Raw genomic sequence first — 17,718 nt, 5'->3', positions numbered from 1 at the left:
AGGCCCCGCGGGGGTCAGCTCACGGTGACCCCGGTGTCGTCCACGGCGAACGACGTCTGCAGCGACTGGTCCTCCGTGCCGGCGAACTTCAGCGTGACCGTCTGGCCCGCATACGTTGACAGGTCGAGCGTCTTCTGGACGTAGGCGGAGTTGCGGTCGAGGTTCGAATACGTCGCCAGCGTCGCCGAACCGGCGGACACCACGAGCTTGTCGTAGGCGACGTTCTCGGTCTCGGCCGTCCACACGCGCAACCAGAACGTCAGGCTCGCCCGGCAGCCGGCCGGGATCGTGACGGACTGCGTGAGCGTGTCGGTGTGCGCCGAACCCCAGCCGCCGAGCCAGGAGTCGTAGCTGCCCGAGCGCGCCGGCGCCTGGCTGCCCCACTGGCCGATGGTGGTGTTCGGGTCGGTCCACGACGCCTTGCCGGACTCGAAGCCCGGGTTCTGCACCAGCTGCCCGCTGCAGCCGCCCGGAGGAGTCGTGGGCGTGGTCGTCGGCGGGGTGGTCGTCGTGGTCGGCGGCGTGCCGGTGCACGTCGGGTCGCCGGACTGCGCCGGGACGCTCACCGCGTTCCACGCCGCCTTCACGGCGTCGAACTCGGCGCAGCTGTCCGGGTACAGGTTCTTCGCGGCTTGCAGCGTCCACGTCCGGTAGCGCAGGTAGTTGCTGCCCGACGTCTTCAGCTGCACGGCCCCGTGCATGATGTTGATCGCCTTGCGGATGCCGATGCCGGCCACCGTGCTGTTGTTGCACGTCGAGCTGGTCGGCTGCCCGTTGGTCGGGTTGCTGCCCTCGGCGAGCAGGTAGAACCAGTGGTCGCCGGGCCCGGCCGCCTTGTGGACCTCCGCGTTCGGCGTCGAACTGGAGTAGCAGTTCGGGTCGCCGACCTTCGACGGGTCGTACATGTACCGGATCGCGCCGGTGCCGACCAGGTTGACCTCCTCGCCGATCGCGTAGTCCGGCGGGTCGTACTGCGACGGCTCGTTCGCGTAGAACTCCGTCGCCGTCCCGAACGTGTCCGCGATGAACTCCTGCGTGCCGCCGCCGGAGAAGCCGCCGGACCCGGAGTAGTCGTCGATGCCGTGGCCCATCTCGTGACCGAGGATGTCGAGCGAGCCGACCCATTCGCCGCTCGGGTTGTGGCCGAGGTTCACGTACGCCGGCCGCGAGTTGTAGTAGTACGCGTTCTCGTCGTCGAGGCCGACGCGGATCTTCCACGCGCCGCCGTTGCCGGTGAACCCGTTGCGGCCCACCCATTCCGTGAGCATCTTCTTCTCGGTCTGCGCGACGAACAGCGCGTCGGCGCAGCCGGTTTCGATGTTCGTGCCGGTGCCGTTGCCCCAGCTGTCGTCCGATCCGGTCAGGACGGAATCGCTGCTGTAGTTGCGGCAGTCGAGGTTCGGCGTGTTCGGGTCGGCCATCGAGTACGTGCTGCCGGACTTCGTCGTGTTCAGCGGCAGCGGCGCCGGGCCGTTCCACTTGCCGGTGCCGGTGCCCGCGGCGACGTGCTGGACGGTCCGCAGCACGCGTCCGTCCACGGCGTCGACGTAGACGCTCAGGCTGCTCGGCTCGCCGTGTTCGTCGGTGCCCTCGACGTTGCTCTCGTAAGCGAGCCGCCCGCTGCCGTCGGCGACGACGACGAGCTTCCCGCCCGGCAGGCTCTTCGGCCCGCGGACCTGCTTGCGCGCCACGGCTTCGGCTTGCGCGGCGGTGAGCCTCGCGCCGTGGACGTCGAGGTCGCCGAGGGCCTGCTGCTGCGCGACGGAGGTGGTCTTGACGGTGCCGGCGGAATCGGTGGCGATGACGAGGTCGCCGCCGATCACGGGCAGGCCGTCGTAGGTGCGGTCGTAGACGACGTACGACAGTCCGGCCGCGGATCGCACGTCCCGCTGGACGAACTCGTCGTGCGCGCCGGCGTGCAGGGCGGCGGGCCGGGTGGCGACCAGGCCGGCCGCGGCGCTGGTGGCGTTGGCCTGGGCCTGTGCGGCGGACGGAGGTGGTTCGGGGACGGGCTGCGCGGGCGCGGCGACGGCGATGCCGACCACCACCATGCCCGCCGCCGTCGCCCCGCCGAGCGCGGCGAACCGTTGGGGCAATCTCATGACGCTCCTTGCGAAAACGCGATGGGGGAAGGGAGAACCCGATCGACGCTAATCGCGGTGCGGGAGCGGCAGAAGATTCATCACAGCGGCGAACTTTCACGCCGCGGCGGTGTGAAACCGGTCAGAGGGTGTGGAAACGCAGGCCGGCCTTGGTGAGCCGGTCGATGAGCGCGTCGCCCATCGCGGTCGCCGTGGTCACCTGGCCCGCGGTTTCCGGGAGGGTGTCGGTCGCGAGGCACAACGCCGATTCCGCGAGCATCTTCGCCGTTTCGTCGTAGCCGGGGTCGCCGCCGGAGACCTCGGTGACGACGCGTTCGCCGCCGCCCTCGCCGATGAACCGCACGGAAAACCACGACCGCGCGCGGCGTTCCGGGCTCGGGCCGTTGCCGGGTGCCAGCAGCCGGGAGAGCCCGCGTCGCGCGGGCGGCACCTGCGCCGCGGCGAGCAGCGCGCCGGCGCCGAGCACGCCGCCGGCGAGCACGGGCAGGTGCTTGACGGCGGCGAAGTGCCGGTAGGTGAAGTCGGGCCCGTAGCGGTCGGACGCGGCGGCCGACCGGCGGACGACGTCGGGGTCGATGGTGGGCAGCGGAACCGCCCACCAGCCGGCGTCGGCGACGCGGTGCGGCCGGCCGAGCGGCGCGCGGGTGAAGCGTCCGGCGGGCCGCGGCTCGGCGGCCGCGCGCTCCTTCGCGACGCGTGCGCCGGCGGGGAGGCGGGACATGATGGTCAGGGCGCTGAGGAACGTGCCGCCGGAGGGCATCCCGCTGGCCCGGACGTAGCCGTCGACCTCGAGGGGCACGCCTTCGGGGAGCTGCTTGACGGTGAAGTAGGCGCCGAGGTCGTGCGGGATGGAGTCGAAGCCGCAGGCGTGGACCAGCCGCGCCCCGGTCTCGCGGGCGCGCCGGTCGTGGGCGAGGTACATGCGGTCGACGAACTCGGGTTCACCGGTGAGGTCGACGTAGTCGGTCCCGGCGGCGGCGCACGCGGCCACGAGCGGCTCGCCCTGGGTGAGGTAGGGGCCGACGGTGGTGATGACGACTTTCGTGGCCTCGGCGACGGCTTCGAGCGACGCGGGCTCGCCGGAGTCGGCGATGAGGAGGTCGAGGGTGGCGAAGCGGTCGTCGATGGCCGCGAGGTCGGCCCGGACTGCTTCGAGCTTGCCGAGGTTGCGTCCGGCGAGGGCCCAGCGCAGGTCCGCGGGCGCGTGCCGGGCGAGGTATCCGGCGGTGAGGCCCCCGGTGAACCCGGTGGCGCCGAACAGGACCACGTCGTAGGCGCGCATGTCTCCTCCAGGGGACGTTGGCTGCGGACGGGCTCAGGTTACCCGCGAGTAGCGGGGGCCGCCGGGCGATCCGATGACGTGAATGGGTCATTCATGTCGTCAGGCGACATGAATGAGTCATTCACGTCACTTGGGCGCCGGGCTACTTGCGATCCCCCGTGTAGACCACCGCCGCCGCCACGGCGGCCACCCCCGCGATCACGTCCGCGATCCGGCGCGGCAGCGCGTGGTGCGTGTCCTCCATCCACGCCCGCACCCGCGCCCGGTCCAGCTCCGGCTCGCACAGGTCGTCCACGCCCGCCGTCCAAGCCAGCAGCGCCAGGCACGCCGCGTGCGGGTCGGGCCGGTCGATGCCGAACACCGCCGCCCGGGCCTTGCTGCGCGCCGCCGTCGACACCAGCAAGTCCGCCGGTGGGTAGCGGTACCTCCGCCGCAACAACGCCGGCGTCCGCCGGACCAGCCCCAGCGCCACCAGATTGTCCGCCGCCGCGGACGGCAGTTCCGCGCGCAGGTGGTCCACCCACTCGCGGACGCTGTACGTCCCCGTTTCCGAAACAATTTCGGAAAACACGTGATCGGCCGTCGGAATACCCGTCGGCCGCGAGGCGATCGCCCGCACCTTCCGGTCTTCGACCGTGATCCGGTCGGTGAACAGCAAGTCGCACAACGCCGCGCCGGCCAGGCCGATGCCCAGCGACGTCCGGCTGAGCACCGGGCGGCCGGTGAACTCGTCGTGGCCGAGGAAGAAGAACGAATCCACCAAGGTGAGCCGGCGCATGACGGAAAACGGCCCCCTGGGCGGTCGCGGTGAGGATGCCGAAGATAGCGGTCCGGCGTTCCCCGGCTTTCGGTGCCGTCACCGGTTACCCCGAACGGACGTACCGCCGCCCCACGCGCACCCCCTACTCTGGGTCGCCGCCGCCAAGATCACCTAGGCGCGGGGGAAAGGTCCATGGGAACCCACACGCCGGGGCGCGGCCTCGGCACCAAGCGGCTCGGCGCCGCCCAGATCGTCTTCTTCGTCGTCGCGGCGGCCGGTCCGCTGTACGCGATCGCCGGCGGCGTCTCGGCGACGTACGCGGTCACCGGCAGCGTCGGCGTCCCGCTGTCGTTCGTGCTGCTGGCGCCGGTGCTCGCGCTGTTCGGCGTCGGGTACGCCGCGATGAGCCGGTACGTCACGAACGCCGGCGCGTTCTACCCCTATGTGGCGCACGGGATCGGGCGCTCCGCGGGCACCGCCGTCGCCTACGTGACGGTGCTCGCCTACAGCTCCATCCAGACCGGCGTCTTCGGCCTGTTCGGGCTGTCCGTGTCCACCTGGCTGAACACGACGTTCGGGACGGACCTGCCGTGGTGGCCGATCGCGCTGCTGATGGTGCTCGTCGTCGGCGCCGGTGGCGTGCTCCGGATCGACCTCAACGCGAAGGTCCTCGGCGTCGCGCTCGGCCTCGAAGTCGTGGTGCTCGTGGTCCTGAACGTCGCCATGTTCAGCCACCCCACGGGCAGCGCGCTGACGCCGCTGGCGCCGTCGAGCCTGTTCACGGCGGGCGTCGGCGCCGTTTTCGCTTTCTCCATCGCGGTTTTCCTCGGCTTCGAAGGCGCCGCCACCTACGGCGAGGAGTGCCGCGACCCGCGCCGGACCGTCGGCCGCGCGACCTACATCGCGATCGGGCTGACGGCCGTGCTGTACATCGCGTCCTCGCTCGGGCTGGCGGTCGCGACCGGTCCGGACCACATCGTCGAGCGGGCCGCGGCCGAAGGACCCGGCCTGCTGTTCGGGCTCGGCGGCCAATACCTGGGCACGGCGTTCGCCGACACCGCGTACGTGCTCTTCCTGACCAGCCAGTGCGCCGCGCTGCTGAGCCTCCACAACGCCGTCGCGCGGTACTTCTTCGCGCTGGGGCGGGAAGGGCTGCTGCCGGACGGCCTGAGCCGCACCAGCAAGCGCACCGGCGCGCCGATCGGCGGCTCGCTGGTCCAGACCACGATCGGCCTGGTCGTCGTCTCGGTGTTCGCGCTGGCCGGCCGCGACCCGTTCACCGACCTCTTCACGTGGACCGGCGTCACCGCGTCGACCGGCGTCACGATCATCATGGTCGCGGTTTCGCTGTCGGTCATCGGGTTCTTCCGCCGCCGCCCCGGCCGCGAGACGTGGTGGCGGCGCGCGGGCGCGCCCGCGCTGGCCGCGGTGACGCTGACCGCGGTCCTGGTGCTGATCGTCGTCAACTTCGACGTCCTGCTCGGCCCGGCGGGCTCGATCCCGTGGCTGCGCTGGGGCCTGCCCGGGCTGCTGGTGCTCGCCGGCCTGGTGGGGTTCCTGCGGGCGGAGGCGCTGCGCACCCGGCGGCCGGACGTCTACGCCGCGATCGGCGGCCCGTTGCGCGAAGACGAACTCGCGGAGACGCGGTGAGCGACGTCCGCGCCGCGGAACCGGCCGAGCTGGACGCGGTGCTCGCGATCCTGGTCGCCGCCTTCCAGGACGACCCGATGAGCCGCTGGGTGTTCCCCGGCGACGAGCGCCGCCGGACCGTCGCGCACCCGGCGTTCTTCCGCGTACTCGCCCAGGCCGGGTTCGCCGTCGGCAGCGTCGACGTCACCGAAGACCTCTCGGCGGCGGTGATCTGGCTGCCCGGCAGCGCGGGCGACGACGAGCCGGTACCCGGGCTCGACCCGGCCGAGCAGGAGCGGCTGGACGTCCTGCTCGGCATGATGGCCGGCCTCGAGCCCGCCGAGCCGCACTGGCACGCGCAGTTCATCGGCGTCCGGCCCGGCAGGCAGCGCCAGGGCATCGGCGCGCGGCTGCTGGGGCACGGTCTCGCCCGCTACGACGCCGAGGGCGTGCCCACCTACCTGGAGGCCAGCTCGCCGGACAGCACGCGGCTCTACCGGCGGCTCGGGTTCCGCGACCACGGGCCGGCGTTCCGCCCGCCCGGCGGACCGCCGATGCAGCCGATGTGGCGCGCCCCGGCCTGAGCTCGTTACCGGCGGGTACAGTGCCCCCTCGAACGCGAGGAGGAAGCCGTGACCGAACGCTTCGGCAGCTACCAGAACGAGCTCTACCTGCAGGGACTCGGTGGGGTGCTGCCGCCGTGCTCGACCGACGCGACGAAGCTCGAAGCGTCGGCCCGCGAGGTCATGGCGCCCGGCCCGTTCTCCTACGTCGCGGGCTCGGCCGGCTCCGGCGCGACCGCCCGCGCGAACCGCGAGGCGTTCGACCGCTGGCGCGTCGTGCCGCGGATGCTGACCGGCGCGACCGACCGCGACCTCTCGACGACGGTGCTCGGCACCCGGCTGGCCGCGCCGGTGGCCGTCGCGCCCGTCGGCGTCCAGTCGATCGTCCACCCGGACGGCGAGTCCGCGACCGCCCGCGCCGCCGCCTCGGTGGGGCTGCCGTTCATCCTGTCCACGGCGTCGTCGACCGGCATCGAGGACGCCGCCGCGGCCAACGGCGACGGCCCGCGCTGGTTCCAGCTGTACTGGCCCGGCGACCCGGACGTCTGCGCGAGCCTGCTGGCCCGGGCGAAGGCGGCCGGCTACACGGCGCTGGTCGTCACGCTCGACACGTGGACGCTGGCGTGGCGACCGTCCGATCTGGACCAGTCGTACCTGCCGTTCCTGCAGGGCGAGGGCCTCGCGGTCCCGTTCACCGACCCGGTGTTCCTGTCCCGGCTGCAGAAGACGCCGGAGGAGGACCGCGGCACGGCGATCCTGACCTGGATCGGCATGATCACCGGCACCGACCGGACGTGGGACCAGCTGCCGTTCCTGCGCGAGCACTGGGACGGCCCGATCGTGCTCAAGGGCATCCAGCACGTCGCGGACGCGCGCCGCGCGGCGGAGGCCGGGATGGACGGCATCGTCGTCTCGAACCACGGCGGCCGCCAGGTCGACGGCGCGATCGGGGCCCTGGAAGCGCTGCCGGGCATCGTCGCGGCGGTGGGCGACCGCCTGGAGGTGCTGTTCGACTCGGGCGTGCGCACGGGCGCGGACGTGCTGAAGGCGATCGCGCTGGGCGCGCGGGCGGTGCTGGTGGGCCGCCCGTGGGTGTACGGCCTGGCCCACGCGGGCGAGGAGGGTGTCCGGCACGTGCTGCGGAGCCTGCTGGCGGACTTCGACCTGACCATGGGGCTGTCCGGCCACCGCACCCTCGCCGACCTGGGCCCGGACTCGCTCCAGCGGAGGTGAGGTAACGAATCGGGAAAGCAGGGGACTTCCGGGAACCCGGCGGCTACTCTTCGAGTCCCACTGCGGGCCGTCGGGGGCGGCCGGCTCCTGTTTCCCTTTCCCGTTGGGGGTTTCCCATGTCTTCCATCATGATGCGCATCGGCATCCTGTTCGCGGTTCTCGGCTTCGGCTCGCTCGTGCTCGAGCAGTTCGACATGGAGTTCCGGCTGCTGTCCTGGGCCAGCGACATGCAGCCGACGTTCGGCATCGGGCTGGGTGTCCTCGGCCTCGTGCTGATCGGCGGTTCGGTGGCGATCAGCCGCACGAAGTCCACGCCGCAGCCGCAGCAGCAGTTCGCCCAGCAGCCGCCGGCGCCCGGCCAGCAGTTCCCGGGCCAGCAGCAGTACCCGGCCCAGGCGCCGCAGCAGCAGTACCCGAACCAGCAGGGCTGAGGGTCGTTCCGAAGGCCCCGCACCACCCGGTGCGGGGCCTTTCGCGTGCGCCCGGTCACGCGGCGGGGATATTGGGAGGCCCGCGTCGTCACGCACGGCTATCCTTGGTCCGAGAATGTCCACGCCATCCCCCCTCGAAGCGCTGCGTGCGCGCCTGCCCGAGCTGATGCCGCGCGACGAGCAGCGGCTGCGCCGGCGGCTCGACGGTGCCCGCAAGGCTCGCAACCGTGACGCCGCCCTGGCGCAGATCGCCGCCGATGTCGACAAGGCGGAGCTGCGGATCCAGTCGCGCCGCGAGAGCGTGCCCAAGATCGAATACCCCGAAGAGCTGCCGGTCAGCAGGCTCAAGGACGAAATCGGCGCCGCCATCGGCAAGCACCAGGTCGTGATCGTCGCGGGGGAGACCGGCTCGGGCAAGACCACCCAGCTGCCGAAGATCTGCCTCGAGCTCGGCCGCGGCATCCGCGGCCAGATCGGGCACACCCAGCCGCGCCGGCTCGCCGCGCGCACGGTCGCCGACCGGATCGCGAGCGAGCTGAAGACCGAGCTCGGCGACGCCGTCGGGTACAAGGTGCGGTTCACCGACCAGTCCGGGCAGGACACGCTGGTCAAGCTGATGACCGACGGCATCCTGCTGGCCGAGATCCAGACCGACCGCTCGCTGCGCCAGTACGACACCCTCATCATCGACGAGGCCCACGAGCGCAGCCTCAACATCGACTTCATCCTCGGCTACCTCAAGCAGCTGCTGCCGCGCCGCCCCGACCTCAAGGTCATCATCACCTCGGCCACCATCGACCCCGAGCGGTTCTCGAAGCACTTCGACGACGCGCCGATCGTCGAGGTCTCCGGCCGGACGTACCCGGTCGAGACGCGCTACCGCCCGCTGGTCGACCCGGACGACCCTTCGGAGGACGCCGACGAGCGGGACCAGACCCAGGGCATCCTCGACGCCGTCGAAGAGCTGTGCGCCGAGGGCCCCGGCGACATCCTCGTGTTCCTCTCCGGCGAGCGCGAAATCCGCGACACCGCCGACGTGCTCAACCGGGCGAACCTGCGCAACACCGAGGTCCTGCCGCTGTACGCGCGGCTGTCGGCGGCCGAGCAGCACCGCATCTTCCAGTCCCACACCGGACGCCGGGTGGTGCTCGCGACGAACGTCGCCGAGACGTCGCTGACCGTGCCGGGCATCAAGTACGTCGTCGACCCGGGCACCGCGCGCATCTCGCGCTACAGCCACCGCACCAAGGTGCAGCGGCTGCCGATCGAACCCGTTTCGCAGGCGTCGGCGAACCAGCGCAAGGGCCGCTGCGGCCGGACGTCCGACGGCATCTGCATCCGGCTCTACTCCGAAGAGGACTTCGAGAGCCGGCCGGAGTTCACCGACCCGGAGATCCTGCGGACCAACCTCGCGTCGGTCATCCTGCAGATGACCTCGCTCGGCCTCGGCGACATCGCGGCGTTCCCGTTCGTCGAGCCGCCGGACCGCCGCCAGGTCACCGACGGCATCGGCCTGCTGCAGGAGCTGGGCGCGTTTTCGAGCACCGGGTCCGACCGCAGCCTCACCGACATCGGCCGCAAGCTCGCGCAGCTGCCCGTCGACCCGCGGATGGGCCGGATGGTGCTGGAGGCCGCGAAGAACGGCTGCGTCCGCGAGGTCATGATCATCGCGGCGGCACTGTCCATCCAGGACCCGCGCGAGCGGCCGGCGGAGAAGCAGCAGGCGGCCGACGCCCAGCACGCGCGGTTCGCCGACCCGACGTCGGACTTCCTCGCCTACCTCAACTTGTGGGAGTACGTCGCCGAGCAGCAGAAGGCGTTGTCCGGCAACCAGTTCCGGCGCATGTGCCGCACCGAGTACCTGAACTACCTGCGCCTGCGCGAGTGGCAGGACATCTTCAGCCAGCTGCGTCAGCTGGCCAAACCGCTCGGCATCTCCCTGAACCCGAACACGACGCCGGTCGACCCGCAGCGCGTGCACACGTCGCTGATCGCCGGGCTGCTGTCGCACATCGGACTGAAGGACCCGGCGAAGGGCGACTACCTGGGGGCGCGCGGCGCCCGGTTCGGCATCTTTCCCGGCTCGGCGCTGTTCAAGAAGCAGCCGCGCTGGGTGATGTCGGCCGAACTGGTCGAGACGTCCCGGCTCTGGGCGCGGGTCAACGCGCGCATCGAGCCCGAGTGGGTCGAGCCGCTCGCGCAGCACGTCGTCAAGCGGAACTACTCCGAGCCGCACTGGGAACGCAAGCAGGGCGCGGTGATGGCGACCGAGCGGGTGACGCTGTACGGCGTGCCGCTGATCGCCGACCGCCGCGTCAACTACGGCCGGATCGACCCGGAGGTGTCGCGGGCGCTGTTCATCCGGCACGCGCTCGTCGAGGGCGATTGGCAGACGCGGCACCACTTCTTCGCCGAAAACCGGGCGCTGCTGGAAGAAGTCGAGGACCTCGAGAACCGGGCGCGGCGGCGTGACATCCTCGTCGACGACCAGACGTTGTACGAGTTCTACGACGCCCGCGTGCCGGCCGACGTCGTGTCGGTGCGCCACTTCGACACCTGGTGGAAGAAGGCGCGCCACGAGCAGCCGGACCTGCTCTCGTTCGAGAAGTCCATGCTCATCAACGAGACCGCGGGCGGCGTCCGCGAGGGCGACTACCCGGACTCGTGGACGCAGGGCACGCAGGTCTTCCCGCTGACCTACCAGTTCGAGCCGGGCGCGGACGCCGACGGCGTCACCGTGCACGTCCCGCTGCCGGTGCTGAACCAGGTGACGCCGGACGGCTTCGACTGGCAGGTGCCGGGCCTGCGCACGGAACTGGTGACGCAGCTGATCAAGTCGCTGCCGAAGGCGTTGCGGCGCAACTTCGTCCCGGCGCCGGACACCGCGCGGGACGTCCTTTCGCGAGTGTCGCCTTCGGACGGTCCGCTGCTGGAGGTCCTCGGCCGCGAGCTGCGGTCCTTGCGCGGTATCACGGTTCCCTACGCGGACTGGGACCTTTCGTCGGTGCCGGACCACCTGAAGATGACGTTCCGGGTGGTCGACGAGCGCGGCAAGCGCGTTGCGGAGGGCAAGGACGTCGAGGAGCTGCAGCGCCGGCTGGCCCCGAAGGTCCGGGCCACGATCTCCAAGGCGGCCAACAGCCTCGAGAAGGCCGGGCTGACCAAGCCGTCGTTCGGTTCGCTGCCGAAGGTGTTCGAATCGACGCAGCGCGGCCACGACGTCAAGGCGTACCCGGCGCTGGTGGACGAAGGCGCGTCGGTCGCGGTGCGGCTGCTGGACACACCGGGCCAGCAGGAGCACGCGATGTGGGCCGGCACGCGGCGGATGCTGCGGCTGAACCTGAACTCGCCGATGAAGTTCATCACGCGGTCGCTGTCCAACTCCTCGAAGCTGGTGCTGAACCGGAACCCGCACGGCAGCGTGGCGGCGCTGCTGGAGGACTGCGTCGACTGCGCGGTGGACGCGCTGATGGCCGCGGGCGGCGGCCCGGTGTTCGACGAGACCGGCTTCAAGGTGCTGCTGGAACGCGTGCGGGCGGGCCTGCACCCGGAAGTGCTGGCGGTGTTGACGGACGTGGAGAAGATCCTCCGCGCGGCGAACGACGTCGAGGTGGCGCTGCCGTCCTCCCGTGGTCCCGCGGAGTCGCTGGCCGACATCCGGGCCCAGCTGTCTTCGCTGGTCTATCCCGGGTTCGTGACGGCGACGGGTGCTTCGCGGTTGCGTCACGTGGTGCGGTACCTGCAGGGGATCTCGCGGCGGCTGGAGAAACTCCCGACCGAGCCGACGCGCGACCTGCAGCGGACGGCGGACATCGCGTGGATCCAGGGCGAGTACGCCGACGCGGTGGCGTCGCTGCCGCCGGGGACGTCGTCACCGGCGTTGAACGAAGTGCGGTGGATGATCGAGGAACTGCGGGTGTCGTTCTTCGCGCAGACGCTCGGCACGGCGCACCCGGTGTCGCTGAAGCGGATCACCAAAGCCATCGACGACGCTCTCGCCTAGCGGCCGCGGAAAAGCCGGTATGTCCGGCTTCGAACTTCCGTCGGTTGACCGCGGGCGGACGGGCGTCAAGCCTGGGTCGGCTGGAGACCTTCCTGGGAAAGGACTTTCCGATGTCCCTGGGTGTTTCGTCCGCCAGGCGAAGAATCGTCGCCGCTGGTACCGCGCTGCTCCTGCCGCTCGCCGTCCTGCTCGCGCCGGCCGCGCACGCCGCCGGGGGCTCGCCGCTGCCCGTGGATCCCCTGCACGGCAAGCACAAGATCGCCGAAGAGCCCCGGCACGACGTGCCCAACCCGCTGCTCAAGGAGCGGTTCGCCGAGGAGGAAGAGGAGGACGGCGACGACCCCGCGCTGTCCGCGCTCTGCCAGACCTACCTCGGGAAGCCGAACCCGTACCGCCCGCTCGCGCCGAACACCGACGTCATCGACGGCGACACGATCGTGCCCACCGGCAGCCAGACCGGTTGCAGCACCGCCCAGAACGAAACGACCATCGCGGTCAACCCGGAGAACCCGCGCAACATCGTCGCCGGGTCGAACGACTACCGGCTCTACAACACCCGCGAGAGCCGCAACGACTCCGGCGGCTTCGCCTACACCTCGTTCGACGGCGGCCGCACCTGGGCGAACGTCCGGCTGCCGCACCTCGACTTCCCGACCGGCGCGCCCGCGCCACTGTCCTATATGGACGCCGCCGGTGACCCGGCGGTCGCGTTCGGGCCGCACAACACCGTCTACTACGCCACGCTCCTGTTCAGCCGCGCGGCGGTGCCCGAAGACCAGCAGCTCGCCAGCGGCATCGCCGTGTCGGTGTCCCACGACGGCGGCCGCAGCTTCGGGGACCCGGCGATCCTGCACCTCGACGGCGTCACGGCGGCCGGCACGCCGACCCCGACGAACATCTTCAACGACAAGGAGTGGATCGCCGCCGACCCGGTGACCGGCGACGTCTACGTGACCTGGACGCAGTTCACCTACGACGCTTCCGGTGCGTTCACCGAGTCGCCGATCGTGCTGTCGAAGTCGGGCGACTTCGGGCGGACGTGGTCGCCGATGCGCCGGATTTCGCCGTCGCTGACCGGGTTCCACGGCGGGATCACGCCGTACGGCAGCGGCTCGAACCCGGTGGTCACCCGCGACGGAACCCTCCAGGTCGCGTACGAGACATCAGTGTGCGCGACGGCGGCGTGCGACCAGCCGGCCGACCACGACGCGGTGGTGGTGGCGACCTCCCGCGATGGCGGCCGCACGTTCCGGCACACCGAGGTCGCGCTCGACTTCGACTTCCCGGTCGACGAGGACGTCGCCAACAACGTGCTGACCGGCGAGAACTTCCGCGTCAACAGCTTCCCGCAGCTGACGTACGACCGCGTGGCGGACCGGCTCTGGGTGACGTGGGCGGACGACCGCAACGGAACGTACCGCGACGGCGAGTCGGTCAAGACGAACGGCGACAGTTTCCTGAGCGGCTCCGACGGCCGCCACGGCTGGTCGAAGCCGGCGAAGATCGGCACGGGCGCGGACGAGGTGTTCCCGGCGGTCGCGGCCCTGGCGGGGCGGGTGGCGGTGACGTTCTACACGCGCGCGTACGACCCGCACGGCATCGGGCTGGACTACGCGTACGCGACGGGCTGGGGCGACGGCGTGGGCTCGGCACCGATCCGCCGCATCACGACGCAGACGGCGAACCCGCAGGTCCAGTTCGTCGGAACGGGAGCGGTGACGGGCAAGGAACTGCAGGGCGTGTTCATCGGCGACTACACGGCAGCGGTGGTGGGCACGGACTTCCGGCTGCACCCGTCCTGGACCGACTTCCGCGGCAACCCGGGCCGGACGTTGCCGAACCAGGACGTCGGCACGCAGACGTTGCCGATGTTCCCGTAGGCGAGAGGGCCGTGCCGGTCGCCGACCGGGCCGGCACGGCTCACTTCGCGTCGGCGTAGGTGTCGACCACCGCCACCTGCATCGGGAACCGCACCGGGCACGCCGGGCCGAACAGCATCCTCGCCGCCTCCGTCACCGCGTCCGTGATGGCGGTAGCCACCTCCGGTGCCAGCTCGGCCGGTGTGTGCACGATGACCTCGTCGTGCTGGAAGAACACCAGGTGCGCCGGCGACGGCAAGCGGCGGCGCAGCGTTGCCAGCATCACCGCCGTCATGTCCGCCGCGCTGGCCTGGACGACGAAGTTGCGCGTGAACCGCCCCCAGCCCCGCGATGCCCGGCGGGCCTTCAGCTCGCCGGCCTCGTCGGAAGCCAGCCCGCCGGTCAACGCCCGCCACGCCGCCGACGGTGCCGGTGACGTCCGGCCGAGCCGGGACCGGACCCGTTCGCCGCGCTCGCCCGCCTGGGCCGCTCGCTCCACATAGGACACCGCGTCCGGGAACCGCTGGCGCAGCAACCCCAGCAGCGGTCCCGCTTCGCCGGACGTTCCGCCGTACATCGCCGACAGCATCGCGATCTTCGCGCGCGCCCGGTCGTCGCGGTCGTCGTCGGCGGCCGGGACCCAGCGGGCGCCCGAGAACAACGCCTCGCCCAGGCGCGCGTACAGGTCCGTCGCCGCCGCGACGTCGGCCAGCCGGCGGTCGCCCGACAGCGCCGTCAGCACCCTCGGCTCCAGCTGGGCCGCGTCCGCCACCACCAGCTTCCAGCCCGGGTCCGCGCGGACGCACGTGCGCAGCACCTTCGGGATCTGCAGCGCCCCGCCGCCGCGGCTGGCCCAGCGGCCGGACACCACGCCGCCGACGACGTAGTGCGGGCGGAACCGGCCGTCGTGCACCCACTCCTCGAGCCACGCCCAGCCGTTCGCCGCGTACAGCCGGGACAGCTCCTTGTACTCCAGCAACGGCCCGACCGCGGGGTGGTCGATCCCCTTCAACAGGTACTTCCGCGCCGCCGGCACCTCGATGCCCGCGCGGGCCAGCGCCCGGACCACGCTCGGCGGCGAGTCCGGGTTGACCGGCCGCCCGCCGAACGCCTCGCTGATCTTCGCCGCCAGCTCGACCAGCACCTTCGGCCGCTCGCCGGGGCGGACCCGCGGCCCCAGCCGCGAGGTCAGCAGCTCCTCGTGCAGGTCGGCGCGCCACGGCAGGCCGTCGGCCGACATCTCCGCCGCGGCCAGCGCGCTCGCCGACTCCGCCGCGAGCAACACCCGCAGCCGGTCGGGGTGCTCGGCCGCGGCCACCCGCCGCTCCTGCTCCGCGAGCACGCGCCGGACCGCCGTGACGACCGTCACGCCGTCGGGCAGCGTCGGCGCCCGGGTGTCGAACAACGTCGGCTGCGCCAGCTCCACGTCCGCCGCGTCGGGCGGCGGTTCCTCGCCGTTCGCCCTGGCCCAAGCCGCGCGGAGGCTCCGCGACTGCCCGTCGGCGCCCTCGTACGCCAGCAGCAGCCCCTCGGCCAGCGCGAGGTCGTAGCAGCGTTCGACCCGCAGCCCGGCCGCCATCAGCACCGGGTACACGCCCTCCACCGACGGGAACACCCAGCGCGGCCGCACCGACGCCTCGAGCTCCCGCGCCACCGCGGCGAAACCGGCCTCGTCCAGGCCGTTCTCCGTCGACGACGGCGATTGCACGGTGAAGCTCCCGTCCTCCTCCCGCCCGGCGATCACCTGCACGAAGACATCATGACGGCCACCACCGACAAAACCGGCCCGTGCGCTCGCGGCGCGGTTGGTTTACTCTCCAGTAGCCCCCATACCGCCGGTACGCCCGCCGTCGGCATGGGCTCGTTCCCGCAGCAACGGAGGTGCCTGGATGAGCCTGGTCGCGCTCGCCACGCAGGTGGCGGACAAGGTGGCCGAGACGGCCCGCAGCGTCGACGTGATGCGGCGGGCGGGACTCGTTCCCTTCCCGCGGCTCGACGAGGGGGTCCGATCGCTGGTCGCGCTCCGCAAGTTCGGGCCGTTCGCCGGCGCGAACCACATCTCCGCGCGCCGCGACCCGACCGCCGTCGGCATCGTCGACGAGCTCGGCCCGCTGACCTACAAGCAGCTCGACGACCAGTCGAACGCGCTGGCCCGGGCCTGGTCCGAGCGCGGGATCCAGCCGGGCCAGGTCGTCGCCGCGCTCTGCCGCGACCACCGCGGCCTGGTGCTCACGATGGCCGCGTCGGGCAAGCTCGGCGTCCGGCTGCTGCTGATGAACACCGGGTTCGCCAAGCCGCAGCTGGCCGACGTCGCCAAGCGCGAAGGCGTCACCGCGCTGGTGTACGACCAGGAGTTCACGAACCTGCTCGACGCCATCCCCGAGGGTGTCGACCGCTACCTGGCCTGGGTCGACCCGGACACCGACCTCGCCGACCGGGACACCCCGGTGCTGTCGGAGATCATCGCCAGCACCGACGACCGGCCGTGGCCCGCGCCGGCCAAGCCGGGCGGTTTCGTGCTGCTCACCAGCGGCACCACCGGCACCCCGAAGGGCGCGCCGCGGCCGCACACCTCGGCGCTGGCGTCGGCGCAGTTCCTCGACCGGATTCCGCTGCGGTCCAACGAGGCCACCTACATGGGCGCGCCGCTGTTCCACGGCACCGGCCTCTCGCAGTTCATCCTCTCCTTCGCGCTCGGCTCGAAGGTCGTGATGCGGCGCAAGTTCACGCCGGAGGAGGCCCTGCGCGGCGTCGCCGAGCACAAGTGCACCGCGCTCGTGCTGGTGCCGACCATGCTGCAGCGCATCGTCGACCTGCCGAAGGACGTCCGCGACAAATACGACACGTCGGCGTTGCGGATCATCTTCGTCGCCGGTTCGGCGCTGTCGCCGGACCTCGGCAACCGCGCGAACGAGGCGTTCGGCCCGGTCGTGCACAACCTCTACGGCTCGACCGAGGTCGCCGTGGCGACGGTCGCGACGCCGGAGGACTGGGCGAAGGCGCCGGGCACGGTCGGCCGCGCGCCGGTCGGCTGCAAGGTGGCGCTCTACGACCAGAACGGCAGCCGCATCACCGAGCCGAACGTCACCGGCCGGGTGTTCGTCGGCAGCGGCCTCAGCTTCGGCGGCTACACCGACGGCCGCCACAAGGAGATCATCGACGGCCTGCTCTCCAGCGGCGACGTCGGCCACTTCGACGACGACGGCCTCCTCTTCATCGACGGCCGCGACGACGAGATGATCGTCTCCGGCGGCGAGAACGTCTTCCCGATCGAGGTGGAGAACCTCCTGGTCGAGCGCGAGGACGTGCTGGAAGCGGCGGTGATCGGCGTCGAGGACCCGGAGTTCGGCCAGCGGCTCAAGGCGTTCGTGGTGCGCGCCGAGGGCTCGGACCTCGACGTCGACACGGTCCGCGAGTACGTCAAGGCGAACCTGGCGCGCTACAAGGTGCCCCGCGACGTCGAGTTCCTGGACGAACTGCCCCGCAACGCCACCGGGAAGGTGCTGCGGAACAAGCTGTCATGAGCCGCGCTGGACGTTGACGATCAGCCAGCGTCCGTCCCGGCACGCGGCGACGACGGTGCAGGCGGCACCGTCGCGCCGCCCGGTCGCGACACCGACGGCGGCGGTCACCGCCAGCCGGGTCCACCGGAACGCGCCGGCCGGTGCCCGGCCGGGCCAGTGGTCGCGATCGAGCACCAGCCCGTCGGGGCCGTCCCCGCGGAAGTCGGCGGCCAACAACGATGCCGCGCCGTCGCCGCGGGTTTCGGCGTCACGCCAGCGGGCCAGCAGGTCTTCGAACGTGTTCACGGGTCGAAAGTCGCAGGCGGCGGAGGCGCGGACATCTGCCACCTGGC

At 71.8% G+C, this 17,718-nt stretch carries 12 protein-coding genes; 7 read left to right on the top strand and 5 right to left on the bottom strand.

What is annotated here, in order from left to right; all coding sequences use genetic code 11:
* Nucleotides 1–14: 14 nt before the first annotated feature.
* From ACERZO_RS38765 to ACERZO_RS38755, 3 genes are all read right to left on the bottom strand, one after another.
* Nucleotides 15–2,102: a M4 family metallopeptidase gene (locus ACERZO_RS38765; protein WP_372670985.1), complete on the bottom strand. Its 2,088-nt coding sequence runs from the start codon at nucleotides 2,100–2,102 to the stop codon at nucleotides 15–17.
* Nucleotides 2,103–2,223: 121 nt separating this feature from the next.
* Nucleotides 2,224–3,384, bottom strand: a complete 1,161-nt coding sequence (locus ACERZO_RS38760; RefSeq protein ID WP_372670984.1) for a saccharopine dehydrogenase family protein — start codon at nucleotides 3,382–3,384, stop codon at nucleotides 2,224–2,226.
* A 142-nt stretch (nucleotides 3,385–3,526) separates the two neighbouring features.
* A complete protein-coding gene (locus ACERZO_RS38755; protein ID WP_372670983.1) occupies nucleotides 3,527–4,162 on the bottom strand; it encodes a GOLPH3/VPS74 family protein in 636 nt (211 codons plus the stop codon).
* Nucleotides 4,163–4,336: 174 nt separating this feature from the next.
* On the opposite strand from ACERZO_RS38755, the gene ACERZO_RS38750 reads away from it, so the two are divergent.
* From ACERZO_RS38750 to ACERZO_RS38725, 6 genes are all read left to right on the top strand, one after another.
* On the top strand, nucleotides 4,337–5,794 hold the full coding sequence (locus tag ACERZO_RS38750) for an APC family permease (RefSeq protein WP_372670982.1): 1,458 nt from the start codon (nucleotides 4,337–4,339) through the stop codon (nucleotides 5,792–5,794).
* Complete coding sequence (locus ACERZO_RS38745) at nucleotides 5,791–6,357, top strand: GNAT family N-acetyltransferase (protein WP_372670981.1); 567 nt, start codon at nucleotides 5,791–5,793, stop codon at nucleotides 6,355–6,357. The genes ACERZO_RS38750 and ACERZO_RS38745 overlap by 4 nt, the downstream gene beginning before the upstream one ends.
* A 48-nt stretch (nucleotides 6,358–6,405) precedes the next feature.
* Nucleotides 6,406–7,569: a lactate 2-monooxygenase gene (locus ACERZO_RS38740; RefSeq protein WP_372670980.1), complete on the top strand. Its 1,164-nt coding sequence runs from the start codon at nucleotides 6,406–6,408 to the stop codon at nucleotides 7,567–7,569.
* Between the two features lie 116 nt (nucleotides 7,570–7,685).
* Nucleotides 7,686–8,000, top strand: coding sequence for a hypothetical protein (locus ACERZO_RS38735; protein WP_372670979.1), 315 nt, complete (start codon nucleotides 7,686–7,688; stop codon nucleotides 7,998–8,000).
* Between the two features lie 115 nt (nucleotides 8,001–8,115).
* Nucleotides 8,116–12,003: an ATP-dependent RNA helicase HrpA gene (hrpA, locus tag ACERZO_RS38730; RefSeq protein ID WP_372670978.1), complete on the top strand. Its 3,888-nt coding sequence runs from the start codon at nucleotides 8,116–8,118 to the stop codon at nucleotides 12,001–12,003.
* Nucleotides 12,004–12,113: 110 nt separating this feature from the next.
* On the top strand, nucleotides 12,114–13,883 hold the full coding sequence (locus ACERZO_RS38725; protein ID WP_372670977.1) for a sialidase family protein: 1,770 nt from the start codon (nucleotides 12,114–12,116) through the stop codon (nucleotides 13,881–13,883).
* 40 nt (nucleotides 13,884–13,923) lie between these two features.
* Here the strand turns inward: ACERZO_RS38725 and ACERZO_RS38720 are convergent, their stop codons facing one another.
* Nucleotides 13,924–15,612, bottom strand: coding sequence for a bifunctional 3'-5' exonuclease/DNA polymerase (locus ACERZO_RS38720; protein ID WP_372670976.1), 1,689 nt, complete (start codon nucleotides 15,610–15,612; stop codon nucleotides 13,924–13,926).
* A 139-nt stretch (nucleotides 15,613–15,751) separates the two neighbouring features.
* On the opposite strand from ACERZO_RS38720, the gene ACERZO_RS38715 reads away from it, so the two are divergent.
* Nucleotides 15,752–17,386: an acyl-CoA synthetase gene (locus tag ACERZO_RS38715; protein ID WP_372670975.1), complete on the top strand. Its 1,635-nt coding sequence runs from the start codon at nucleotides 15,752–15,754 to the stop codon at nucleotides 17,384–17,386.
* On the opposite strand, the gene ACERZO_RS38710 is transcribed toward ACERZO_RS38715, so the two are convergent.
* Nucleotides 17,381–17,671 carry a nuclear transport factor 2 family protein gene (locus ACERZO_RS38710; RefSeq protein ID WP_372670974.1) on the bottom strand — a complete coding sequence of 97 codons (291 nt, stop codon included), beginning with the start codon at nucleotides 17,669–17,671 and terminating at the stop codon, nucleotides 17,381–17,383. The genes ACERZO_RS38715 and ACERZO_RS38710 overlap by 6 nt on opposite strands.
* Nucleotides 17,672–17,718 lie beyond the last annotated feature (47 nt).

Origin of the sequence: Amycolatopsis kentuckyensis (assembly GCF_041679295.1) — a bacterium.
Taxonomy (GTDB): Bacteria; Actinomycetota; Actinomycetes; order Mycobacteriales; family Pseudonocardiaceae; genus Amycolatopsis; species Amycolatopsis kentuckyensis_A.
This window is presented reverse-complemented; position numbering and strand designations above follow the sequence as displayed.